Raw genomic sequence first — 20,536 nt, 5'->3', positions numbered from 1 at the left:
ACAACCGATTTGCGCTTACGTTATTCGCGTGCGTGCAATGGCGCGCGCGCGTCTGCGTTCGCGTCTGCGCAGCAAAACGAAGAACGTCAAATACCCGACGATCCGGCAGCGAAAGCGCAGCAGGCGCTGCGCATCTCGATCACGTCAGCTGCCAGGATCGGCGGGCGGTTCTTCCGACAGCCAGTGACGCACTTCCGGCCTGACGCTGAACATCGGGCTGTCCATCCACGCTTCGAGCCACGATCGCCAGCTTTTCCACTGCGCGTCGTCCATGACGAAATCGTCGTAGTTCGCGCCCGTTGCCGTCTCGCGCATCAGCACATAGGCGACCGCATGACCGTTCCAGTAGGCCACGAGTTCGTCGGTGAGATCTGCCGTCGTGTCGGCGCCGTGATCGCGCAGTATCGCGCCGATCTTTTCTTCGAATTCAGCACGTGTCATCTCCTTGCGCCTCACATCGTGACAGGCGGCCCGCACCGTAGGGCCGCGGGCCAATGACCGGAAACGCGACGCTCACGTCATGCGGGTGAATGCCAGCGTCCTGTCGCCGACCAGCTTGCTCCCCGCCTGATCGAGCTTGTTCATCAGTTCGGCCTTGCGCGCGCGCAGTTTTTCGCCGAGCGCGACGAGGTCGACACCGCTGTCGCGCAACTCCGGAAAGAGCGCGGATTCCTCTTCCTCGACGTGGTGCTTCACGAGTTCCGACATCACCTTGAACGTGGCATCGAAGCCGTGATCGCCGGGTTTGAGGGTGTCGAACTTCTCGATCAGCGTCTTGACCAGGAAGTGCTCCACATACGCTTCGTCCACGTCGATTTCGTCCTGCTTGTCCAGTTGCTTGTGCGCGACGGGGTACAGAAGCTCTTCTTCGATGATCGCGTGCACCGTCAGTTCTTCGCAGGCGCGCCGCGCCAGCGTGCCCTTCGCTTCGAGATCATCGTACCCGGCTTTTTCAAAAGCATCGAACAGCTTTTCGACCGTTCGATGATCGGCCTTCAGTAAAGCAATCGCGTCTGCGTGTGCGCTGGTTTCGGCCGAAGGGGAATGCTCGCTCATCATCGACTCCTTGTATGTGTGTGGGGAAATCAAAAAGACCAGGTCCGCTACTGCGCCGCGCGCCGCCGCACGTTCTTGCCGACCCAACCGACAATCCCGTTGCGCACGACAACGGAAGCGATCTTGCGCGGACCGACGACCAGCGCGCACACGGCGACCGCCGTCAGCAGTGTCACGTTCGGCGCAACCGAGACGAGTTCGATTCCACGCACGGGCCAGGGCGGCACCCGGCGTGCGCGTCCTTCCCTGAGCGCGAGCGCTTTGACGAGGAGATCCGCGCGCGAGGCAGCAAGCTGCGCCCGCACCAGCGCCTCGCGTTCCGTTACAGGCAAAGCGCGTCGCGCGATGTCATGCTGCTTCATCGGAGTGCCTCCCGTGCCGTTTCGAGATCCTGGCGAATTTCTTCACGCAATCCATCGAAAGAACGTGCGGGTCGCTGCGCACGCACAACCAGATAAGAGCCGATGCACAGCACAAGCCACAGGCCCGCCACGCCCCACGCGACGTCGACGAAGTAACGCGTGCCCAGCGCCGTCGCAATCACCGCGACGGACAGAAAAGACAGCGAAAAAAGCGCAGCGACGGCGAGGACGATCAGCGCGATCACCTCCCGCACGAGCCGCGTTCGCGCCTGCTCCAGTTCGATGGAAAAGAGTTCGCCGTACTCCGCGACCCGACTCGCGTAGAAGCGCCCGACGTTGCGCCAGGACGTTGCCCGTTGATGGATCGACATCGCTACCTCGCTCCCAGATCTGTCGAGGACGCATTCCGCAAACGCTGTGCCGCAAGACGGCACGTCGGCGAACAAAAGCGATACGCTGCGTGAACCAGCGCGCCGTCGCGGGTCCGTGACTTGCTGACGCTCACCTGCGCGCAATGCGCACCGCACACGAGACCGTGCATCGCGACGGCTGGTGACAGACGACGACAGTTCAATCAAGGAGCGACACATGGAAACGACGAAAACGGACGGCGTGGTCCGCGAAGCGGCTGGCAATGTGAAGGAAGCGGTCGGCTCGATCGCGGGCGACGTCGGATTGCAGATGGAAGGCAAGGTGGACGAGCTGCGCGGCAGGGCTCAGCAGCTGTGCGCGGATGCTTCGGACATCGCGCGCGACGCGATGTCGTCGAGTCCGCTTGCCGTGCTGGCAGGCGCGGTGGCAGCGGGTTTCGTACTGGGCGCGCTGTGGTCGGCGAACCGCCGCGATGACGTGTAACGCCGCTGCTTAGCACCTTGCGGCGCGTTGGGAACGGCAGATGCACGACGCAGATCTCAACGTCCCGCAAGGAGATCATCATGGCCTCGTCGAATGCGAACAATCCGCAGATCCGCAAGTTCATTGACGTGCAAAAGGCGCTGAAGGGCGCATCGTATCCTGCCGGCAAGCAGACGCTGCTCAAGACCGCAAAGGACAACGACGCCGATGAAGAGACGATGGAAGCCCTCGCCGCGCTGCCCGACAACGAGTTCGATGGCCCCGCCGCCGTTTCCAAAGCAGTGGGCAACGACGAGCAATAGCACGCCATCGAATGTCGCCGTATCAGCCTCGGGGCATGTGCACGGTGAAGATCGTCTTGTGATCGGTAGACTCGACGGTGATGCCGCCGCCGTGCGCTTGCGCGATGCACCGGCAGATGTAGAGCCCGAGGCCCATGCTCCCGTCATGTTGCGTCTGCAGTGGGCGCGCACGTGTGAGCGGATCGAATAGCGTCGGCAGCGCATCGGCGGGAATCTTGCTGCCGCTGTTGCTCACGACGACCGTCACATCCGCATCGCGGCTCGACACTTCCAGCGTCACGCCGCCGGAACCGTGCTGGACTGCGTTGACGAGCAGATTCACGAGCAACTGGCGCACACGCGCGCCATCCCAGTGGCCAGTGAGCGCCGCTATCAAGGGCATATCGATTTGCGCTTCGGGATAAGCCGCGCGTACTTCGGCGACCGAGTCGCTGCAAATCTGCGCGAAGTCCTGATCCGAAAAGTCGACGGGCAGTGAATCGCCGAGCCGCGTGCGGGTAAAAATGCTCAGATCGTCGAGCATTCTTTTCATGCGTGCCGCGCCGCGCTGTACGTTGCCCGCGGCACGCAAGCCCGCCGCCGACAAACCCTCGTCATGCAACAGCACCGTCGCCGAATTCACGATTGCGCCGAGCGGCGAGCGCAGATCGTGGGCGAGCATGCCCGCAAACAGATCCCTGATACGTTCGATACGCAGCGCGTGCTGGCGGACCGACTCGGCGAGCGCCTGATCGACGGCTTCGTTGAAGCGCGTCATGTCCTCCAAAGCCGATGCACCGTTCGGAGACATCTGCTGCCAGCGTCGCAACACACTCGCACGCAGCGCGCGAAATTCGGCAACGACGTCGTTGATATCGAAGCCGTGACTGACGCGATCGTCGGCATGCAGTTGCGCGACTCTCATGAATCCGGACTCGGAATCGCGCAGATCGCCGTGAGACTTTGCTATCTGCTCGACGGCCGTCTGCGATTCCCGCATATCGGCCGCAATCTGAAGCAGAAGGTCGTGCGCCTTGTCTCGCAGTTGCGCTTCAGTGAGCTGTGTGTCGCGCGGCCCAATCTGCAGGGCGTACTCTACCCAGTCGTCGATCAGACCTCGAAGATTCGCTTCGATGAAATCGGACAGACTCATGTGTTCTCTCGGTTGAGTTCAGATCGTCAACGGATCGGCAATTGATCCCAACCCGTAAAAAGATAGTTTCGAGTCTGTCCGCTATCAATACGTACACTCTGTTCGTAATTACAGGCTAACGGACAGGGCCGGAGAACAAAGGTGACAAGCGCAAAATGCGTCGGCTGATGATATGACCCTGCGATCAAAAACAGCCCGCAACGGGCAAGCGGCGACACGACGATCACGGTCCACGTCAGAGCCGCGCCGTGCATTCGGCATAACGCTTGCTTGATGATCCGAAAAGCATTCGCCCGATGAGGATTTCATGCGCTCGACACACTCGAATGATCGACATGGCGTCGATCGCCTTCAGTCCGTGCCGGACACGTCCAGTCCCGCCTACGCCGCGCGGCATCCCGTTACGCGCGCCTTCGACAGATTCGCGGCCGCCGTTACGCGCTGGGCGGGGTCGCCCGTCGCGTTCGGCGTGGCCGTGATTTCCATCGCTGTGTGGCTGATTTCGGGGCCGCTTTTCCACTACTCGGATGGCTGGCAACTCGTGATCAATACGGGGACGACCATCGTGACGTTCCTGATGGTCTTTCTGATCCAGCAAAGCCAGAACAAGGACAGCGTCGCGGTCCACCTGAAGCTCAACGAACTGCTCGCGTCGCATCATGCCGCGAGCAACAAGCTGATCGGAATCGAAGATGCGTCGGAAGAGGATTTGCGCCGCATCGCCGACGCCTATCTGAAACTCGCGGAGAATGCGGGCAGGCGTCAACGCGATATGGGCACGGTCGACGAGTCGATTGCCCGCGCCAAGACGGGCATTGGCGGCTGCCATATGGACGGCGAGCGTCCGCGGGGATGACGAACGAGGCGCTTAAGGTCAGCGCTTAAGGTCCGCACCTAAGGCAGCTTCTCGACCCGTATCATCTCGATCGTTTCTTCGATGACAGCGCGGTGGTCCATCATTGCTTCCAGCGACACGCGCATTTCCCGAAGCAATTCGATGGCCGACTCCGCGTCGTCGCCGCTCAGCTTGAGCTTGTGCACCGTTTCAAGCTGGTGCTCGATGAGACTGCGTCCTCTCGCAATGTGCTCGTCTGCGAGACGCAAATTGCCCAACTGCTGTTCCAGATCCATCGCCCGTTCTCCACGCGACCAGCGACAACCCTTTAGCGGCAGTACAAGGTCCGCGCCGAACAAACCGACACGCGGAGTATTGCGCCCTGATGCTTTCGCTATGGATCTTAGCGCGTTGCGGAACGATCTAAATCAGGCTGCATATGTCCGTAAGTGAAGAGTTATGGACAGATGCCTCGTAGTTGCGGTAAGAGACGGTGCAGCAAAGGCGCTGCTTAAATACGCGCTTCATCCGTTGCAGCACCAGCCGGATCCGTGAGGAACGTTGCAGCGTTCGATGTCGCGGAAAACTCCGCGACGGCAGAATCGATTCTGTCGATGATCCACAGAAGGTCATCGAGCACGAGAGGTTTGCGCACCACGGCATCCGCTAAACCAGTGAGATGTTCGGCGCGCTCCGGCCACGCGATCGCGATTCGATATGGTCTTGTTTCGGCGTCGCGCAGGCTTTTCATGAACCACGAAGCAGCCGCCAGAGAATGGTCCGACACGTCGACGATCACGACGCGAGGAGCGATCCATCTGGCGTCGTCATACCAACGTTCGAAAGCGCGGGGAACTGCCTGGATGCCTCGGCGCACCTGAAGCAGCACCTTGAGCGACTCCTTCATATGACTGTCGTTTCCGACGACCATCACGGGCAAAGGCGCCGGACCGGGTTCCATGCTGACGTTCGCCGTGCGCAGCCGCAGATGGCAACACAGATAGTCGAGGCGGGCCTGATCGTAACGACGGCGCGCTCTCGCAACTGCAAATTCGGAGGCATACGGATCGCTTCCGACGCGCTTCACATCGTCGGCGGTTTGCTTCAATGTCAAACAGGCCGCATCGAATGCAGCTTGATCGTCCTGCGCCGTCATGCCGGGGTCCGCGAATGAAAGACCATCGTAACAACAGCAATAGCACGCAGCGCGCCTGCCCGCTGCACGCGCGCGTCACGCCTGATGCGTCAACGCCTTCAGGATTCGCGCGGCCGCCTGCGCCGCCACCTCGCAACCGAGCACGATATGCTGCTCCGCCGTGTCCTCGATGAAATCGTGACTGACGCCGCCGATGCTCGGCACAAACAGCATGCACGCGGGAATGTGATGTCCGATCACCTGCGCATCGTGCGACGCGCCGCTCGGCATGCGCGTCCACTTTCCCGGCGCGAGCGCTTCCGCGGCTTGTGCGAGATGCTGCTGCAAATCCGTATCCATCGTGACGGGTTCCTCGGCGCCTTCGCATGCGATCAGTTCGGCCTTTACGGCATTCTGCGCGTTCCATTCGTCGACCAGTTCAGCAAGCGCTTCGTCCATTGCATGCAGCCGCTCGCGGTTTCCGTCGCGGAACTGCAGGTGCAGCACGGCCTTGCCCGGCACGACGCTGAACGAACCCGGATCGAGATCGATGCGTCCGACCGTCCACACCGTATCCGCATCGGCCAGCCGGCCGAACGCATCGTCGATACGCGCGATGAACGCGACCAGCGCCGCACCCGCATCGCGCCGGATCGCCATCGGCGTCGTGCCCGCGTGATTGCGCTGGCCGGTGAAGCGCACCTGAAACTCGCGAATCCCGACGATCGTCGTCACCACGCCGATCGATTTCGCCGATGCCTCGAGCCGCCCGCCCTGCTCGATGTGAGGTTCGAGATACGCGCGCTGCCTCGTGCGATCGAGTGTCACGCGCGGCGCGTTCGCCAGGGCCGCCTGAGCGAGCGCATCGCCGAGCAACAGACCTTCGTGATTGCGCGCGCTTTGCAACGAGGCATCGACGGCTTCACCGACGAAGCTGCGGCTGCCAAGAAAGCTCGAGAACGTGCCCTCCTCGTCGATCCACGATGCGACGTCCACCGCGTACTCGCGCGTCGCCTCGCATTCGCCGAGCGCGCGTGCGATTTCGAGTCCGTAGATCACGCCGAGCGCGCCGTCGAGCCAGCCGCCCGTCGGCTGCGTGTCGGTGTGCGAGCCGATCACGAGCGCGGGGCCGCGCTTGCGAGAGCGCCCGAATACGGTGCCGACGCCATCGATGACCGCGTCCAGTCCGGCGTCCGTCATGCGCCCCGCGAGCCAGCGACGCGCCTCGATATCGACGGGCGACAGCGACAGGCGCACCACACCCGGCCCCGTCGCGCCGAAGCTGCGCAAGGTCTTGAGATCGTCGAGCAGGCGAGCGGGATTGATGCGTGGGAAGTCTTCGTGCACGGTGCGTTGTCCAAGGCTTGAGTCGATGGGGAATCGGCGATCCTAGCATCACCCCGGCGGATAGAGCAGCGTTCCATCAGACTGCGGTTGCGCGCCGGGTGTCATCGTCGCGGGTTCGATGCGGCCCGCGTTCATCACGTGCAGCACGGTCTCGCCGCGCGCCAGCAGGTAGTCCGCGATGATGCGCCGATGGCAGCGCCACCAGACGGCTTCGGAACACATCGTTACGCACGTCTGCTTGTGTCCGAGGTCTAGCAGTTGTGTCAGCGCGTCCTGAAACGCGGCGCTCAGTGCGTAGTCGGCATAGTTGCGAAAGGCGGGATGCGTCCAGTAGCCGTTGGGCGACGGCGCGCCGTCCTTCGATTTGCTGCGCCGGCCGCCCAGCCCTGCAAGGTGAACGTAGCCCATGCGCTCGTGGCTCAGCGCATCCGGCAACGTGTCGCGATTGAATTGCGGATTCGTACGAGAGCGCGGAATGCTCCGCACGTCGACCACGGTCTCGATCGCCGCGCCCGTCAACATGCCGATGAATTCTTCGAGCGGGTGAGTCGAATGGCCGATCGTGTAAAACGCGTTTGACATCGATGCCTCGCATCGTGAATCGCGGCGGTGCTTTCAGTGTACCGGGTCAGCAATGCACGATCCTGCTACTTCAACGCGGCTGCAACCACACAGGCTCCGACAGATGCTCCGCGAAGTAGTCGGCCAATGCCGTGACCTTCGCAGGCCGCGCCCGCGCCGACGGCGTCACGAAATAGAGCCCGCCCCTCGTCAGATGCCAGTCCGTCAGGATCGCTTCGAGCCGACCATCAGCCAGATACTCCCCCGCGATGAACTCGGGCAGCTCGGCAATCGCGAGTCCATCGAGCAGCGCTGGAAGCAGCGCGTCGGAGTTGGTCACGCGTAACGGCCCCACGGGTGTGACGGGCTCCTCGTCGCCTGCATCGTTGACGAAGCGCCAGACATCGCTGCGCGCGCGATACGCGTACGACAGACAGGGCCGCCCAACCAGCTCGCGAGGATGTTCAGGCCGCCCGTGCTGCTTCAAATACCCGGGCGACGCGACGACGAGTTGCGACACCGGGCACAGACGCCTCGCAATCAGCGACGAATCGGGCAACGCCGCGATTCTCAGCGCTGCGTCGAAGCCTTGCGCGACGATATCGACGGTTGCATCCGACAGATGCAGATCGATCGACACGTCGGGATACGCGCGGAAAAATCCCGGCAGAAGCGGCGCGACCCAGCGCAGCCCGAACGACATCGGCACGGCGAGACGCACCAGGCCGCGCGGCTGGACCGACATTTCGCGCGCGGCGCTTTCCGCTTCTTCCGCCTGCCGGTAGATGTCGGCGGCCTTTTCCGCGATCGAGTGGCCGAACTCGGTCAGCGCCAGCTGGCGTGACGTGCGGTTGAACAGCCGCGCGCCGAGCCGCTCCTCCAGCCGCGCCACGCCCCGCGACACGGTGGCGACCGACACCCCCATCGCCCGCGCCGCCGCCGCGAACGACCCTTCTTCCGCCACCTTGGCGAACATCGCCAGTCCTTCGAAATCGGGCAATCTCGTCATTTCATTTTTGCAATGATGGTTTGCAAACGATTCTATTTCGAAAAGATCGCTACGTCGATATTCTTCTCACATCGCTTCACCACTTAGCGAAACCGAAGCAACCCATCGAACCACCCAGCAAAGGAGAAACATCATGGCACGCAGACTCGAAGGCAAGATCGCACTGGTGACGGGCGCGACCAGCGGCATTGGACTGGCGACGGCAAAGCGCTTTGCTGCGGAAGGCGCGCACGTGTACATCACGGGTCGCCGCGAGGCCGAACTCGATGCCGCCGTCGCCGCGATCAACGCGGTGGGCAACGCAACCGGCGTGCGCGTCGATTCGTCGAAGCCCGAGCAACTGGACATGCTGTATGAGCAGATTCGCGGCGAGAAAGGCCGGCTCGATGTGCTGTTCGCCAACGCAGGCGGCGGGTCGATGGTGCCGCTCGGCGAAATCACCGAGGCGCACTATCACGACACGTTCGACCGCAATGTGAAGGGCACGCTGTTCACCGTGCAAAAGGCGCTGCCGTTGCTGTCGAAGGGCGCATCCGTGATTCTCGCCGGCTCGACGACGACCATCGAAGGCACGGCCGCATTCAGCGTGTATTCGGCATCGAAAGCCGCGATCCGCAATTTCGCCCGCAGCTGGGTTCTCGATCTCAAGGACCGCGGAATCCGCGTCAACACGATCAGCCCCGGCGCGACGAGGACGCCGGGCCTCGTGGAACTCGCGGGCCCCGACGCCGCGCAACAGCAAGGTCTGCTCGACTATCTCGCGTCGCGCATCCCGATGGGACGCGTGGGCGAGCCGGAAGAAATCGCGGGCGCAGCGCTGTTCCTGGCATCGGACGACGCGAGCTTCGTGAACGGCGCCGAATTGTTCGTCGACGGCGGACAGGCACAAGTCTGAGCCTGAAGGCGACGAAGGCAGCGGCGTCGATGCGGCTGCCTTCCGCTTTCGAACGGGAGCACTACGTGATCGAACATCGGCCTTTCGAAACGCTCGGATGTATCGAGCGTGACTGGCTCAAGGCCAGGCTGCATTTCCGCTTCGGCGAAACGGGCAAGCCCGCGCATACGGCGCTCGGCCCGCTGCACATCTGGAACGACGATGAGTTCGCGCCGCGCTCGGGGTTCGGCATGCATGCGCATGCGAATGTCGAGATCGTGACCTATGTGCGCGCGGGTGCGATCACGCATGAGGATAGCGTCGGCAACACGGGCCGCATCGAGGCGGGCAACGTGCAGGTCATGAGCGCGGGCAAAGGCATCCGGCACGCCGAGCGCAACGAAGAATCCGAATTGACGCAGCTGTTTCAGATCTGGCTGAAGCCACGCACGCTCGACCGCGAGCCGCGCTGGACGATGCGCCGCTTCGATCTCGATGTACAGCCAGGTTGCATGATCGTGCTCGCGAGCGGCCACGTTGCGGACGTTCGAGCGGGTGCGTTGGCGATCGACGCCGCCGCGCGCGTTCTAGCGTCAACGATGCTCGCGGGTCAAACGCTCGGACATGTGATGCACGACGCAGCGCAGGCCTATCTCGTCACGACGACCGGCTGCGTCGACGTGAACGAAGTCCGCCTTGCAGCGCGCGACGGCGCCGCCGTCATCGGTGAACGGATGCTCACGATAAGCGCAATCGACGACACGACTATCGTCATGGTCGAGCTTGGGGATCGTTGATCTGCTGAACCCATTGACTGCGCCAGGCCGGCGCGTCGAATGGGTCCGAAAAGTACTGGGTCTCGTGCACGACTTTGCCGTCGCGGAACTCCATGATGCTGACCACGCATGTGAGTTGCGTCTTATAGGCGATGGTGTATTCGGTGACCCAGAGATTGCCTTCTCCCTGAATTCGCCTGACATCGAAACCAGATGGCTTGTCGGGATGATGACTTCGCAATGCCTGCAAATTGCGTCGACCGAGAATACGCTCGCGTGATTGCGGATAGTCGCAGATGGCATCGTCATCGTAGATATCGTGCTCGGCTTCGAGATCGCCGGCCGCCGACGCGCGCCAGTGCGCATTCAGCACTTCACGGACTGCTGCTTCGTTCATGATTCACCTCTGGACACGATCCATGCATCGCTGTCTTTAACGTTGCGTAAGAAAGCCACCGCTGCCCGTGTTGACGACTTCGTTGAATCGCTGCCTGGTTTGAATCCGGTTGATCTCGTCGAATGCATCGGACGGGAGCGCGATAACGTCGAAGTTTTCATGCGCACGCGCTGTAGTTTTCGGTGTGGTCAACGTAGCACCGCCACGCTGCACGGCCCATGCAAGCAGCACCTGAGCCGGCGTTCTGCCGATCCGTTCGGCGATCCGCGCGATGACGGGATCTTCGAGCGGCCCTGGCCTGATGCCGTGGCCTAGCGGCGCAAAGGCCTGAAACACGATGCCGTTCTCCTTGCAGAAAACCATCATGTCCGTTTCAGGAAGATACGGATGTGCTTCGACCTGCACGACCGCGGGCTTGATGCGCGCGGATTCGTACAGGGTCTGCAATTCGCTCAGCAGGATATCCGACAGTCCGATAGCGCGACATCGACCGCGGTCGACGAGGTCTTCCATCGCGCGCCATGTGTCGGATAGCGTCACGCCTTTGTCGTAGATGACGTCGCCGTTTGCGTCGCGTGGATCCTGTTCGTCACCCGGTTGAAAGGCAAACGGCGTGTGGATCAGATAGAGGTCGAGATAGTCGATTCCGAGTCTTTCGAGACTCGACTCGAATGCCGGTTGAACACGCTCAGGCCGATGATTGTTGTTCCATATCTTCGTGGTCACGAAGATGTCTTCGCGCGCTATGCCTGTAGCCGCAAGCCCTGCTTTCAGCGCGTCGCCGACCTCGCGCTCGTTTCGATATCGCTCGGCGCAGTCGATCAGACGATAGCCTGCTTCCAGCGCGGCCCGCGTCGCGCTTATCGTCGTAGCACTATCCGGAATCAGCGTGCCGAAACCGAGCGCGGGAATACGGCCGCCTCCGTGATTCAGCACGATCGTTTTGCCGCGGAAATCGGATGATTCGGTCATGGGGATGCCTCCGCATTTGCTTCGTACGCTGCGGGCTTCGGCGAATTCGTCATTTGCTTACACTGCCGCTCGCTGCGTTGCGTGGTGCTTCAACCTGTGTCACGACCGAGGATAAGACACATGCGAGATCTCGTCTTGCGATGGACGCGTTTCGCGGATGCGGGCGCGCCCGATCGCGACTGCTTGAACTTGCTGGTGAAAAGGCGGCGGAATTGCAAAGGCAATTGCGCGAGGAAGGAATCGAACTATGAGCGCTGAGTGGAACGCCTCAAGCGTTTCGACATAAAACGTCAAGCCGTGCGAGCTTTGACGATCGAAACATTGGGCCGCAGGTTCTCCCAGCCGAGATCGGCAAAGCACGGCCCTTGTGTGGCTTCGCCGAACTTCACGTCGTTATGTTCCGCATTCCACTCCAGTACTTTCACACCATCATTCAGATCGACAGCCACGTCCCATCCGATGCAGCCAATAAACGGTACTTTGCTGTGCAACTGAAGTACCTTTCTGACGCAACTTTCAAATGCGGGAACAGTGACACCAAAAAACTTCGTCTTTGAATCGGGATGCTCGCGCACGTCCGTCCAGTCATTCAGATAGCCGACAGGATCGAGTTCACCAGTGGCGATATTCACCGCGACACAAACCTCGCTACCCGACTGGATGTGCGTTTCACCCGCTCGTCCTAGCCGCAGGAAACAGGCACGAAGCGAGATCGTACCCGTCGGCTCGACGACGGTTGTAAAGCGCAAGGTCGCAACGGAATCCGGCGTAAACCGATCGAATGCTTCGTGTTGCCTGACGAAAGATTGAAATACGCCGTTGCCCACTGACTGAATGAAGTTCGGATCGAATGACTCTCGTTCGAGTATGAATACGCCTTTTCCCTGTGAGGAAGCATCGAGTTTGAAAGCGATCCTGTTGGTGTTACCGAATAGGGTTCTTTGAACCTCGCAACTGGATATCACCTTGTTATCGGTCGTATAGAACAGGCCGTTGGCGAAGTAGCCGATGTCGGGAAATGACTCGTCACCAAAGATCAGCCAGGAGGCCGTCTTCAATGATGAGATCTTCCCGTAAGAACCCTTTGTTCGCGGCACCACGACAGCACCGTAATAATTGTCGGGAATCCAGCCTTCCTTGAACGTGCCGTTCAATGCGGCATAGACGCGAAGCCACGGCGCGTAGACCCCGTCGCCGAAGACATCACGCGCATACGATTCGATCTGACGGCACACTTGCGGCGCAAGCTTTCCGCGACGCTTCTCGATCGTTCTCAGAATGTGTCCGGCCTGAATGGTATGGCCGAGATGGAATTTATAGCTGGCCAGTCTTTTTACCGACGCTCTGGCGAGACGTTCGACGTCAACTCGCATAACATGGTCCGTCCAAAAGCCGAAGAGAACAGGAAGTCAGCGACCTGATCGGCAAGTTCGTTCTGTTCTGCTCCGTGGGGATAAGCGGCACTCGTCAAAATCGACGATCGAGTGCGTACGCGGAGAACAGTCTTTTTTGTTAATCCGTACCACATCGTAACTGCCAGCGTTTTTATGCGTGGTGCCTATGGCCGTAAAAGACGTGAGATTGACTCCGGCTGATGAGTTCGGAGGGGTTCTTCAGATGGGAGAGGAGGTGAAACTGTCAGGTTGCTTTCACTGGCGGGATACGTTGGACGTTGTCGCCGGTCATTGCGCAGCCCCGGGTTCGAGAGCGGTCTCGGTTAGCGGGTTACCTTTACAACATCAGGCATGTCGTCATATGCCTTCAATAATGTTTCAAGCGATATCAGCGATGAATCAGTACCACAATAAACACTCTTCAACCAGGTCGCACCACGGTTAAACTGCCCGCCGCCAAACCATCGTGACTCGAGGTTGGCGCGCAGCATACGTTTTCCTGCAGCAAACAGAAACCGAATCGACACGGAGTTCTTTAGACCGCCTGAGCCTACCGTGTTAGTCACGAAATTGCCGTCGCTCAGATTGTTCAACGCCTGTCGTTTAACCGCATCAGATAGCGTGGACTGCGTAATCGCGTCCTGAGCTTGCAGCCGCCTTAAAGCCCCCTTATATCAATCCACTCAACCTCACCACCGCCCTCCTGAACCACATCCACCATATGCTTCGTCCCACCAGGCCCATCTGCTCCCTGACCATCCCACACGCAGAGAAAGACCACCTGCCCATCCGCCAGCCGCTGTGCCTCAGCCAGCATCCAGAGATTGGCGCGTTCATAAGGATCATCCCCCGCGCGTAGCGGGCCAAGCTGATCCGGCGCAGCGAGCGTGACCGCCTGCTTCACCAGGCCGCGATATCGTTCTACCCATTGTTCACCGGCAAAACGCACGGACTTCTCGATGAACACCGCTTCGTCGAAGGGCAGATGCAAACGCAACGGCACACCGCGCGCAATCATCGCTTCGCCGAACAGAATGTCGCTGCCGCATGCGCCGCTGCCAATCGCGACATCGTCTGCCGTGGGTTCAAAAAGATCGAGTATGCGGCCGATTTCCGCGGCGACCCGCGGTTCATATTGCGGAGGAAAACGCGGCTGCGCGCGATCGGGCGCGTCGATCATATGTCCGCTAAAGAGAAAAGCTCTACGCAAAGCTGTCTTTGGCATTTCGGCTTCCCAGTCGAAAGGCAATTAAAACACGCCGCCAAACCCCTCCCCACCCATCCGGTAATTCCGGTTGCTGAGTTCCGGATTCCGGTTCACCAGCGGCCTCGCATAAAGCGGATGACGCAAACTCCGCACTTCATGTTCAAGCGTAAAGCAAGGCACACCGCTCTCGAGATCGACGATCTCGGCAAAACGATATTGATGCGTCTCTTCACCATAAGTCAGTCCGCGCGCAGCAAGACGTGCATAAGGCTCTGAGAAGTTCGCAACATAAATCTGAATGTGATGCCCGTCGTATTCGAGAATTGTCGTCGGCGTTTCCGCATAGACGAGTTGCTGATGTCCCCCGATCGCAATCGTCGCTTGCAGCGAACCGGTGTGTTCGCGAACCTCGGCGGACGCATCGAACATCTCGCGATAGAACGCTGCAATGGAAGCCGCGCAACCCACAGGCACATCAAGTTGCACATACGCGATGCCTAGATCGACGGCACAGGTATGCACATCGGGATCGAGGCAGTCGTAACGGTTCCCCCATGGACAGAGCACTTCCACGCGATCCTCGCGCTCGGTCCAACTAAAGCGCGTTTGTTCCAGCAGCGGCTGCACGGCGCGCAGCCGCTCGATCAGCGACGCGCGCTTGCCCACGATCAGCCCGACATGTCCGCGCAGACGCTGCGCCTCGCCATGCGGCAGATGAATCTGCGAGCGGCCGACGTTGATCCACATGTTGGTCACGCCCGTCATCAGATACGGATCGCGTGTGAGCCCAAGCGCGCTGACATAGAACGCCGTCGCGATACGCTGGTCCGGTATCGTGAGATTCACGTGCTCGAGCAGCACGAGATTGCCGGTGTCTTCACGCTTGTAGTCGGAACGATTCATCGGTTTTCCTTTAACGATCGATGCAGTAGATCGAACATACACCTTTTGCCTTGCAATCACGTTCGCGTCAGCGCGCGTGATCGCCTCGCGCGACACTCGCCATCACGGCTTCATCGGCGCACTGCAACAGTCCCTGTATCAGACGCGAACGCGGAGAAGCCCGTTGCCACACCATGCCGAAGCGGCGCGGCTCGATCGGAAGCGGCAATGCAATTCGCGCGATCGACAACGCGGACGTCATCGGCGAAACAATGTCGGGCACCAGCGATACACCCAAACCACGGTCCACCATCATCGCAATCGCCATCAGCGCATTCAGTTCGAACAGTTCACGCGGCACGATGCGTGCGGCCCGCAAATACTGATCGGCCTGCTTGCCGCCGCCCAAGGTCCGGTCGTATCGGATGAACGGCTCGCGCCGCAACAGTTCGTGCGGATCTTCCTGAGCAAAGCGCGCAGGCGCGAGCACCACGAGCGGCTCTTCACGCAACAGATGCCAGTCGTACGCCTTCGGCAACGCAAACGAAGGATGCAGACAGATGGCGACGTCGAGATCGCCGCGATGCAGCGTGTCATACAGCTCCATCGACGTGCCCGCGCGAATCAGCACCTTCGCACGCGGAAAGCCGCGCGCGAAGTTCGCGAGCACATCGGGCAACAGGCTCAACAACGCCGTGGTGATCGTGCCGATGCGCAGTTCGCCCGCCGCCTCGCCTTCCAGCGCGTGCGCTTTCAGATCGGCGAAATCCGCGACGAGTCCACGCGCCCGCTCGATGATCCGATGCCCCGCTTCCGTCGGCGTCACCGTGCGTCCCGAGCGCACGAACAGCGTCACGCCGAGTTCGCGCTCCAGCGCCGACATCTGCTGCGCAATCGCCGCAGGCGTGACACCGACGCGCCGCGCGGCCTCCGCCATCGAGCCGGTATCGACGACCAGCAGCAGATTGGCCAGAAATGCCGTATCCACTAGACAGATTTCCTTTGGTTTGAAGATAGACGCAGATAGTTTATCTAAAACGTCGGCGCTCATACACTCGGAGTCATATCGAAGAAGTTCGGGAGACACATGAGAAGCAAGCTGTTCGTACCGGCATCGCGCCCGGAACTGTTCGCCAAGGCGCTCGCCAGCGCCGCCGACGCCCTTTCATTCGATCTCGAAGACGCCGTCGCGCCCGAGCGCAAGCCGCAGGCGCGCACCGACCTGCGCGCGTTGCTCGAAACCAGCGAAGCGCTCGCCAGCACGAAGACGCTGATCGTGCGGGTCAACGCGCTCGACACCCCGCATTTCGCCGCCGATATCGACGCCGTCGCGCGCAACGGCGTGTCGCTCGTCAATCTGCCGAAACCGGAAACGCCGGATGACGTGCGTGCGGCCGCAGCCGCGCTCGAAGCCGCCGAACGCGCGAACGGCGTCAGCGCGCCGATCGGCTTGCTGCTGAACGTCGAATCGCCGCGCGCGTTGCGCATGGCAGCGGAACTCGCGGGCGCGCATCCGCGCGTCGCGGGTTTGCAGTTGGGACTCGGCGATCTGTTCGAGCCGCTCGGCATCGCGCGACGCGAAACGTCGGCGATTCAACAGGCGATGTTCGCGTTGCGTGTTGCAGCGGGCGAAGCCGGCGTGTTCGCCTACGACACCGCGTTCGCCAACATCAAGGACGCCGACGGCTTTCGCGCCGAAGCGGAGATGGCGCGCGCGTTGGGCTTCGTCGGCAAAAGCTGCATTCATCCGAGCCAGATCGCGATAGCGAACGACGTGTTCCGTCCATCCGACGACGACATCGCGCATGCCGTGCGCGTGGTCGTCGCCGCGCGCGATGCGGACGCGGAAGGCATCGGCGCTTATGTCGTCGATGGCCGCATGATCGACCCGCCTTTCGTCGAGCGCGCACGCGTGCTGGTGAACGAGGCAGCGCGGCTCGAACTGCTTTCGCCCGACCAACGCACGTCGCTCGCGCTGTAAAGCCAACAAGGAGAATCATTCATGGAATACAACGTTGGACGCGGCGGGCCGCTCTCCGGCGTGCGCGTGCTCGATCTGAGCGCGTATATCGCCGGTCCGTACGGCTGCACGCTGCTCGCCGATCAGGGCGCCGAAGTCATCAAGATCGAACCGCCCACGGGCGACAACCTGCGCAAGTATCCGTCGACACTCGAAGCAGAAAGCCGCGCGTTTCTGGGCGTGAATCGCGGCAAGCGCGGACTCGTACTCGATCTGAAGCAACGCGAAGCGCTCGACGTGCTGCTCTCGCTCGTCAAACAGGCGGACGTGCTCGTGCACAACTTCCGCCCGAGCGTGCCGGCGCGGCTCGGCATTGCGTATGAACAGTTGCGCGAGATCAATCCGCGTCTGATCTATTGCGCGGTGACGGGTTACGGTGAAACGGGGCCGAACAAGGACAAGGCCGGTTACGACCAGGTGCTCCAGACGATGACGGGCATGTGCACGCTGCAAGGCCCGAGCGAAGGTCCGCCCGAAGTGCTGTACGGCTCGGTCGTCGATTACTACGCGGCCGCGCTGGTTGCATCGGGCGTGTCGTCGGCGTTGTTCGCGCGCGAGAAGAGCAGCGAAGGACAGTACGTCGGCGTGTCATTGCTGCGCAGCGCGCTAACGATGCAATCGGCGCGCATGATCTGGGCGGACAGCGAACCGAAAGACATCGGGCGCGACATGCGTTCGGGCGGCATCACGGGCATTCATCCGACGCGCGAAGGCTATCTGTATCTCTCGGCGAACACGCCGCATTTCTGGAAGTCGTTGTGCGAACTCACGGGCCTCGACGCCCTCGCCGCCGATGAGCGCTACGACACCGTGCGCAAGCGCGCGATCCACCGCGACGAGATCGTGCCGCTGTTGCACGCGGCGCTCGCGCAACGCTCCGCGCTCGAATGGGAAGCACTCTTCGGCGATGCCGTGCCGTGCGCCGCCGCGCGCAGCGTCGAAGACATGTTCGACGATCCGCAAGTGCTCGCCGAAGACATGGTCGCGCGCTTCGACTATCCGGGCGTGGGCGCGTATCGCGGCATCAAGCATCCGGTGCGCTTCGGCGGAACGCCGTTGCCCGAGCCGTTCGCCGCGCCCGCGTTCGGCGAGCACAGCGTAGCGCTGCTGCGCGAAGCGGGTTTGAGCGACGCGGAGATAGACGGATTACGCGCGACGCGCGCCGTGCTCTGAACGAAGCGCGCTCGTTAATAAAACACGGAGACACATCGCGATGAAATGCGATTCCCATATTCACATCTACGACCGTGCGTTTCTCGAGCAAACCGACACACCCGGTTTCGTCGAGAACGCCGATGTCGCCGCGTATCGCAAGGTGCAGGCGCGCATCGGCACGCAGCGTGTGGTGATCGTCACGCCGCGCATTTACGGCACGGATAACGCCGTGACCGTCGATGCCATCCGTCAGTTCGGCATCGACAACGCGCGCGGCATCGCGGTGCTGCATCCCGATGTGACGGATGCGGAACTGGACGCGTTGAATCGCGGCGGCATTCGCGGCATCCGCTTCACGCTCTATACGGCAAAGAACGCTGCCGTCGGCTTCGAGATGGTCGAACCGCTCGCGCATCGCATCGCCGAACTCGGCTGGCATGTTCAACTGCATTGGACCGCCGAGCAAGTCGTCGAACATCGCGCGATGCTGCAGCGTCTGCCGTGCACGATGGTTTTCGATCATCGTGCGCGTCTTCCGTTGCAACAGGGCGTGAATCACGAGGCATTCGCCATCGTGCGCGAACTCGCCGATGCGGGCCGCGCATGGATCAAGCTGTCGGGCCCGTATCTCGACTCGGCGGACGGACTTGCAGGCCGTTACGCGGACATCACGCCGATGGCGCGCGCGTGGGTCGATGCCGTGCCCGACCGGCTCGTGTGGGGCAGCGACTGGCCTCACGTCACGGAGGCGCACAAGCCCGACGACCTCATGTTGCTCGATCTGCTGCCCGACTGGGCGCAGGACGAAGCCACACGCGACAGGATTCTCGTGACCAATCCCGCCACGCTCTACGGCTTCGCGAACTGAAAAATATAAACAGGAGACACGCATGAAACCCACCACCGCGCCATCGACGTCCGCGCGCAAAACGAGCTTCACGGAAGCCACCATCCGTCTGTTCGAGCGCACGATTCCCGATCCCTTCGTGCTCGCGATCATGATCACGGCCATCGTCGCCGCGTTGTCGGCGATCTTCGCGCCCCACGCGACGCTGCCGAAAATGATTTCCGGCTGGTACAAGGGCTTCTTCGACATCTTCACGTTCGCGTTCCAGATCACGCTCGTGCTCGTCACGGGTCACGCGTTTGCGCACGCGCCGCCCGTGCAGCGCCTGTTCAAGACGCTCGTGTCGATCGCGCGCACACCGGCGCAGGCGGGCACGCTGACCTTCGTGCTGGTCGCCGTGACGTCGTTCTTCAACTGGGGCATGGGCCTCGTGGTGGCCGCATTGCTGGCGCGCGAAGTCGCAAAGCGCATGCGTGTCGATTTCGCGTGGATCGTCGCGGCGGGCTTCTCGGGCTGGATCGTGTGGGCGAGCGGCATTTCAAGTTCGATCGCGCTCGCGCAATCGACGCCCGGCAGTTCGATGAACGTCGTGCAAAAGCTGACGGGCGCGGTGCTGCCCTTCGGCGAAACGGTGTTCACGCGCTTCAATCTCGTGCCAACGCTCATCATGCTCGTCGCGATGCCGTTCGTGCTCGCCTGGCTGCGTCCGCGTGACGGCGACGCCGTGCCGCTCGATACCGACAAACATCCCGACGAACCGATCCGCAAGAAGCCCGAAGGCAAGCTGAATTTCGCACGTAAGGTCGAGCATTCGTGGATCGGCAGCGCGTTCATCGGCGCGGTGGGCATCGGTCTGATCGTGCTGACGCAGTTTCAGCACATTGCGTTTTCCGGCGTGAATGCGGTGATCTTCGTGATGTTCATCGCGGGCGTGATCCTGCACGGCTATCCGCTCGCGTATGCGGACGCCATCAAGAACGCCGCGAAGCAGACGGGTTCGATGATGCTTCAGTACCCGCTCTACGGCGGGATCATGGGGATGATGGACGCGACGGGTCTGCCCGATGTGATCTCGCACTTCTTCATCGCGATTTCGAATGCGCACACGCTGCCGTTCTGGAGCTACGTGTGCTCGCTGATCGTGACGTTCTTCATTCCGAGCGGCGGCGGCCATTGGGCCGTGCAGGGTCCGTTCGTCGTGCCCGCTGCCGTCGCGCTGCATGCGTCCGTTCCAGCGACCACCATGGCCGTCGCGATGGGCGAGCAGGTCTCGAACATGATGCAGCCGTTCTGGGCCGCGCCCGTCGTCGCGATGGCGGGTATCGGCGTGCAGCGGGTGCTCGGTTTTACGGTCATGACCTTCGCCGTCGGTCTGATCGTGTATGGCGCGGCGCTGCTGATTTTTGTGTAAGAGGAGA

General features: G+C 61.5%; 26 protein-coding genes. 9 read left to right on the top strand and 17 right to left on the bottom strand.

Features of this window, described 5'->3' with window-relative positions; genetic code table 11:
- Window positions 1-144: 144 nt before the first annotated feature.
- From QEN71_RS19940 to QEN71_RS19925, 4 genes are all read right to left on the bottom strand, one after another.
- Window positions 145-441, bottom strand: a complete 297-nt coding sequence (locus tag QEN71_RS19940; RefSeq protein WP_201650384.1) for a hypothetical protein — start codon at window positions 439-441, stop codon at window positions 145-147.
- 72 nt (window positions 442-513) lie between these two features.
- Window positions 514-1,056: a hemerythrin domain-containing protein gene (locus QEN71_RS19935; RefSeq protein WP_201650385.1), complete on the bottom strand. Its 543-nt coding sequence runs from the start codon at window positions 1,054-1,056 to the stop codon at window positions 514-516.
- A 47-nt stretch (window positions 1,057-1,103) separates the two neighbouring features.
- Window positions 1,104-1,418 carry a hypothetical protein gene (locus tag QEN71_RS19930; RefSeq protein WP_201650386.1) on the bottom strand — a complete coding sequence of 105 codons (315 nt, stop codon included), beginning with the start codon at window positions 1,416-1,418 and terminating at the stop codon, window positions 1,104-1,106.
- Window positions 1,415-1,789, bottom strand: coding sequence for a phage holin family protein (locus QEN71_RS19925; RefSeq protein ID WP_201650387.1), 375 nt, complete (start codon window positions 1,787-1,789; stop codon window positions 1,415-1,417). The genes QEN71_RS19930 and QEN71_RS19925 overlap by 4 nt, the downstream gene beginning before the upstream one ends.
- A 217-nt stretch (window positions 1,790-2,006) precedes the next feature.
- Between QEN71_RS19925 and QEN71_RS19920 the strand changes: the two genes are divergently transcribed.
- A complete protein-coding gene (locus QEN71_RS19920) occupies window positions 2,007-2,273 on the top strand; it encodes a CsbD family protein (protein WP_201650388.1) in 267 nt (88 codons plus the stop codon).
- Window positions 2,274-2,353: 80 nt separating this feature from the next.
- Window positions 2,354-2,575: a DUF2795 domain-containing protein gene (locus QEN71_RS19915; protein ID WP_201650389.1), complete on the top strand. Its 222-nt coding sequence runs from the start codon at window positions 2,354-2,356 to the stop codon at window positions 2,573-2,575.
- A 22-nt stretch (window positions 2,576-2,597) separates the two neighbouring features.
- Here QEN71_RS19915 and QEN71_RS19910 read toward each other — a convergent pair whose 3' ends face one another.
- Window positions 2,598-3,707: a sensor histidine kinase gene (locus QEN71_RS19910; RefSeq protein ID WP_201650390.1), complete on the bottom strand. Its 1,110-nt coding sequence runs from the start codon at window positions 3,705-3,707 to the stop codon at window positions 2,598-2,600.
- A 307-nt stretch (window positions 3,708-4,014) separates the two neighbouring features.
- Between QEN71_RS19910 and QEN71_RS19905 the strand changes: the two genes are divergently transcribed.
- Complete coding sequence (locus tag QEN71_RS19905) at window positions 4,015-4,563, top strand: low affinity iron permease family protein (RefSeq protein ID WP_201650391.1); 549 nt, start codon at window positions 4,015-4,017, stop codon at window positions 4,561-4,563.
- Window positions 4,564-4,601: 38 nt separating this feature from the next.
- Here QEN71_RS19905 and QEN71_RS19900 read toward each other — a convergent pair whose 3' ends face one another.
- The 5 genes from QEN71_RS19900 to QEN71_RS19880 all read right to left on the bottom strand — a co-directional run bounded on the left by QEN71_RS19900 (window position 4,602) and on the right by QEN71_RS19880 (window position 8,594).
- Window positions 4,602-4,838 (bottom strand): hypothetical protein, encoded by a 237-nt coding sequence (locus QEN71_RS19900; protein WP_201650392.1) that lies wholly within the window; start codon window positions 4,836-4,838, stop codon window positions 4,602-4,604.
- A 215-nt stretch (window positions 4,839-5,053) separates the two neighbouring features.
- A complete protein-coding gene (locus QEN71_RS19895) occupies window positions 5,054-5,431 on the bottom strand; it encodes a hypothetical protein (protein WP_201650393.1) in 378 nt (125 codons plus the stop codon).
- Window positions 5,432-5,773: 342 nt separating this feature from the next.
- Window positions 5,774-7,024, bottom strand: coding sequence for a Zn-dependent hydrolase (locus QEN71_RS19890; RefSeq protein ID WP_201650394.1), 1,251 nt, complete (start codon window positions 7,022-7,024; stop codon window positions 5,774-5,776).
- Window positions 7,025-7,072: 48 nt separating this feature from the next.
- Window positions 7,073-7,606 (bottom strand): DUF488 domain-containing protein, encoded by a 534-nt coding sequence (locus tag QEN71_RS19885; protein WP_201650395.1) that lies wholly within the window; start codon window positions 7,604-7,606, stop codon window positions 7,073-7,075.
- Window positions 7,607-7,676: 70 nt separating this feature from the next.
- Window positions 7,677-8,594: a LysR family transcriptional regulator gene (locus tag QEN71_RS19880; RefSeq protein WP_201650396.1), complete on the bottom strand. Its 918-nt coding sequence runs from the start codon at window positions 8,592-8,594 to the stop codon at window positions 7,677-7,679.
- A 133-nt stretch (window positions 8,595-8,727) separates the two neighbouring features.
- Between QEN71_RS19880 and QEN71_RS19875 the strand changes: the two genes are divergently transcribed.
- Entirely contained in the window at window positions 8,728-9,489 is a 762-nt protein-coding gene (locus QEN71_RS19875) for an SDR family NAD(P)-dependent oxidoreductase (RefSeq protein WP_201650397.1), read from the top strand.
- 29 nt (window positions 9,490-9,518) lie between these two features.
- On the top strand, window positions 9,519-10,265 hold the full coding sequence (locus tag QEN71_RS19870; RefSeq protein WP_233471792.1) for a pirin family protein: 747 nt from the start codon (window positions 9,519-9,521) through the stop codon (window positions 10,263-10,265).
- On the opposite strand, the gene QEN71_RS19865 is transcribed toward QEN71_RS19870, so the two are convergent.
- The 7 genes from QEN71_RS19865 to QEN71_RS19835 form a co-directional block, all read right to left on the bottom strand.
- Window positions 10,240-10,641 (bottom strand): nuclear transport factor 2 family protein, encoded by a 402-nt coding sequence (locus tag QEN71_RS19865; protein WP_201650398.1) that lies wholly within the window; start codon window positions 10,639-10,641, stop codon window positions 10,240-10,242. The genes QEN71_RS19870 and QEN71_RS19865 overlap by 26 nt on opposite strands.
- A 36-nt stretch (window positions 10,642-10,677) precedes the next feature.
- Complete coding sequence (locus QEN71_RS19860) at window positions 10,678-11,613, bottom strand: aldo/keto reductase (RefSeq protein WP_201650399.1); 936 nt, start codon at window positions 11,611-11,613, stop codon at window positions 10,678-10,680.
- A 290-nt stretch (window positions 11,614-11,903) separates the two neighbouring features.
- Window positions 11,904-12,986, bottom strand: a complete 1,083-nt coding sequence (locus QEN71_RS19855; RefSeq protein ID WP_201650400.1) for a sugar-transfer associated ATP-grasp domain-containing protein — start codon at window positions 12,984-12,986, stop codon at window positions 11,904-11,906.
- Window positions 12,987-13,330: 344 nt separating this feature from the next.
- Window positions 13,331-13,600 carry a hypothetical protein gene (locus QEN71_RS19850; protein WP_201650401.1) on the bottom strand — a complete coding sequence of 90 codons (270 nt, stop codon included), beginning with the start codon at window positions 13,598-13,600 and terminating at the stop codon, window positions 13,331-13,333.
- Window positions 13,601-13,665: 65 nt separating this feature from the next.
- Complete coding sequence (locus QEN71_RS19845) at window positions 13,666-14,232, bottom strand: hypothetical protein (RefSeq protein ID WP_201650402.1); 567 nt, start codon at window positions 14,230-14,232, stop codon at window positions 13,666-13,668.
- 24 nt (window positions 14,233-14,256) lie between these two features.
- Window positions 14,257-15,117, bottom strand: a complete 861-nt coding sequence (locus tag QEN71_RS19840) for a VOC family protein (RefSeq protein ID WP_201650403.1) — start codon at window positions 15,115-15,117, stop codon at window positions 14,257-14,259.
- 67 nt (window positions 15,118-15,184) lie between these two features.
- Window positions 15,185-16,084 (bottom strand): LysR family transcriptional regulator, encoded by a 900-nt coding sequence (locus QEN71_RS19835; protein WP_201650404.1) that lies wholly within the window; start codon window positions 16,082-16,084, stop codon window positions 15,185-15,187.
- A gap of 99 nt (window positions 16,085-16,183) precedes the next feature.
- Between QEN71_RS19835 and QEN71_RS19830 the strand changes: the two genes are divergently transcribed.
- From QEN71_RS19830 to QEN71_RS19815, 4 genes are read left to right on the top strand one after another with little or no spacing between them, the layout of a single operon-like run.
- Window positions 16,184-17,077 (top strand): HpcH/HpaI aldolase/citrate lyase family protein, encoded by an 894-nt coding sequence (locus QEN71_RS19830; RefSeq protein ID WP_201650405.1) that lies wholly within the window; start codon window positions 16,184-16,186, stop codon window positions 17,075-17,077.
- Window positions 17,078-17,098: 21 nt separating this feature from the next.
- On the top strand, window positions 17,099-18,289 hold the full coding sequence (locus QEN71_RS19825; protein ID WP_201650406.1) for a CaiB/BaiF CoA transferase family protein: 1,191 nt from the start codon (window positions 17,099-17,101) through the stop codon (window positions 18,287-18,289).
- 40 nt (window positions 18,290-18,329) lie between these two features.
- Window positions 18,330-19,139 carry an amidohydrolase family protein gene (locus QEN71_RS19820; RefSeq protein ID WP_201650407.1) on the top strand — a complete coding sequence of 270 codons (810 nt, stop codon included), beginning with the start codon at window positions 18,330-18,332 and terminating at the stop codon, window positions 19,137-19,139.
- 22 nt (window positions 19,140-19,161) lie between these two features.
- Window positions 19,162-20,529 carry a short-chain fatty acid transporter gene (locus QEN71_RS19815; protein WP_201650408.1) on the top strand — a complete coding sequence of 456 codons (1,368 nt, stop codon included), beginning with the start codon at window positions 19,162-19,164 and terminating at the stop codon, window positions 20,527-20,529.
- Window positions 20,530-20,536 lie beyond the last annotated feature (7 nt).

This window comes from Paraburkholderia sabiae (genome assembly GCF_030412785.1).
GTDB lineage: Bacteria > Pseudomonadota > Gammaproteobacteria > Burkholderiales > Burkholderiaceae > Paraburkholderia > Paraburkholderia sabiae.
The sequence above is the reverse complement of the archived record's forward strand: the minus strand, read 5'-3'. Positions and strand labels throughout refer to the sequence as shown.

What these genes read in the sequence shown, in the direction of transcription:
- QEN71_RS19940 (WP_201650384.1), bottom strand. Translation starts at nt 441, where the DNA reads ATGACACGTGCTGAATTCGAAGAAAAGATCGGCGCGATACTGCGCGAT.
- QEN71_RS19935 (WP_201650385.1), bottom strand. Translation starts at nt 1,056, where the DNA reads ATGAGCGAGCATTCCCCTTCGGCCGAAACCAGCGCACACGCAGACGCG.
- QEN71_RS19930 (WP_201650386.1), bottom strand. Translation starts at nt 1,418, where the DNA reads ATGAAGCAGCATGACATCGCGCGACGCGCTTTGCCTGTAACGGAACGC.
- QEN71_RS19925 (WP_201650387.1), bottom strand. Translation starts at nt 1,789, where the DNA reads ATGTCGATCCATCAACGGGCAACGTCCTGGCGCAACGTCGGGCGCTTC.
- QEN71_RS19920 (WP_201650388.1), top strand. Translation starts at nt 2,007, where the DNA reads ATGGAAACGACGAAAACGGACGGCGTGGTCCGCGAAGCGGCTGGCAAT.
- QEN71_RS19915 (WP_201650389.1), top strand. Translation starts at nt 2,354, where the DNA reads ATGGCCTCGTCGAATGCGAACAATCCGCAGATCCGCAAGTTCATTGAC.
- QEN71_RS19910 (WP_201650390.1), bottom strand. Translation starts at nt 3,707, where the DNA reads ATGAGTCTGTCCGATTTCATCGAAGCGAATCTTCGAGGTCTGATCGAC.
- QEN71_RS19905 (WP_201650391.1), top strand. Translation starts at nt 4,015, where the DNA reads ATGCGCTCGACACACTCGAATGATCGACATGGCGTCGATCGCCTTCAG.
- QEN71_RS19900 (WP_201650392.1), bottom strand. Translation starts at nt 4,838, where the DNA reads ATGGATCTGGAACAGCAGTTGGGCAATTTGCGTCTCGCAGACGAGCAC.
- QEN71_RS19885 (WP_201650395.1), bottom strand. Translation starts at nt 7,606, where the DNA reads ATGTCAAACGCGTTTTACACGATCGGCCATTCGACTCACCCGCTCGAA.
- QEN71_RS19880 (WP_201650396.1), bottom strand. Translation starts at nt 8,594, where the DNA reads ATGACGAGATTGCCCGATTTCGAAGGACTGGCGATGTTCGCCAAGGTG.
- QEN71_RS19875 (WP_201650397.1), top strand. Translation starts at nt 8,728, where the DNA reads ATGGCACGCAGACTCGAAGGCAAGATCGCACTGGTGACGGGCGCGACC.
- QEN71_RS19870 (WP_233471792.1), top strand. Translation starts at nt 9,519, where the DNA reads ATGCGGCTGCCTTCCGCTTTCGAACGGGAGCACTACGTGATCGAACAT.
- QEN71_RS19865 (WP_201650398.1), bottom strand. Translation starts at nt 10,641, where the DNA reads ATGAACGAAGCAGCAGTCCGTGAAGTGCTGAATGCGCACTGGCGCGCG.
- QEN71_RS19860 (WP_201650399.1), bottom strand. Translation starts at nt 11,613, where the DNA reads ATGACCGAATCATCCGATTTCCGCGGCAAAACGATCGTGCTGAATCAC.
- QEN71_RS19855 (WP_201650400.1), bottom strand. Translation starts at nt 12,986, where the DNA reads ATGCGAGTTGACGTCGAACGTCTCGCCAGAGCGTCGGTAAAAAGACTG.
- QEN71_RS19845 (WP_201650402.1), bottom strand. Translation starts at nt 14,232, where the DNA reads ATGCCAAAGACAGCTTTGCGTAGAGCTTTTCTCTTTAGCGGACATATG.
- QEN71_RS19840 (WP_201650403.1), bottom strand. Translation starts at nt 15,117, where the DNA reads ATGAATCGTTCCGACTACAAGCGTGAAGACACCGGCAATCTCGTGCTG.
- QEN71_RS19830 (WP_201650405.1), top strand. Translation starts at nt 16,184, where the DNA reads ATGAGAAGCAAGCTGTTCGTACCGGCATCGCGCCCGGAACTGTTCGCC.
- QEN71_RS19825 (WP_201650406.1), top strand. Translation starts at nt 17,099, where the DNA reads ATGGAATACAACGTTGGACGCGGCGGGCCGCTCTCCGGCGTGCGCGTG.
- QEN71_RS19820 (WP_201650407.1), top strand. Translation starts at nt 18,330, where the DNA reads ATGAAATGCGATTCCCATATTCACATCTACGACCGTGCGTTTCTCGAG.
- QEN71_RS19815 (WP_201650408.1), top strand. Translation starts at nt 19,162, where the DNA reads ATGAAACCCACCACCGCGCCATCGACGTCCGCGCGCAAAACGAGCTTC.